This window comes from Planctomonas deserti, assembly GCF_003067705.1.
GTDB lineage: Bacteria > Actinomycetota > Actinomycetes > Actinomycetales > Microbacteriaceae > Planctomonas > Planctomonas deserti.
This window is the reverse complement of sequence record NZ_QANL01000071.1, coordinates 1-665: the sequence shown is the minus strand read 5'-3', so window position 1 is coordinate 665 and position 665 is coordinate 1. Positions and strand designations below refer to the sequence as shown.

At 45.1% G+C, this 665-nt stretch carries 1 rRNA gene; it reads right to left on the bottom strand.

Annotation, left to right across the window (positions count from 1 at the left end):
- Positions 1-152: 152 nt before the first annotated feature.
- A 5S ribosomal RNA gene (rrf, locus tag DAI20_RS19595) occupies positions 153-271 on the bottom strand.
- Between the last annotated feature and the right edge of the window lie 394 nt (positions 272-665).

The following is a 665-nucleotide window of genomic DNA, read 5'->3' as shown; positions in this document are numbered from 1 at the left end:
AATTGCCACCCCTATTCACCGCCCTTTATGGTTTCTGGGCCTTTCCGAAATGGTGCTATGGGCGACGTAGTTCCTCACGGTTCAAAAGTTATGAGGTTTCCAAGTTTAGACTCGTGTTAGGCCGAAAAATAAAATAAAAATAATAATAAAAAGGGGTGCAACACGAGGACTTCCCGGGAGGTCACCCATCCTAGTACTACTCTCGCCCAAGCACGCTTAACTGCGGAGTTCTGATGGGATCCGGTGCATTAGTGCTGGTATGATCGCACCCGTTAGTACATCACTCGCGTTTCCATATATCATTTGTTTCGGCCAATCCAAGTGTAAGGCCGTGGGGCCCACATGATTTTCTGATTTTGTTTTTCAGCGGAATAGTGCATCGAGGTTAATGGCGTTAAGAAAGCATCAAAAACAACCTGAAAATCCGATTGGGATCCTTTTTTGCGTCCCTTAACTTTCTGCAGCCCGTTTGAGGGTCAAAACGGCTGAATTTGGGCCCGAAAAATTGCCACCCCTATTCACCGCCCTTTATGGTTTCTGGGCCTTTCCGAAATGGTGCTATGGGCGACGTAGTTCCTCACGGTTCAAAAGTTATGAGGTTTCCAACTTTAGACTCGTGTTAGGCCGAAAAATAAAATAAAAATAATAATAAAAAGGTGTGCAAC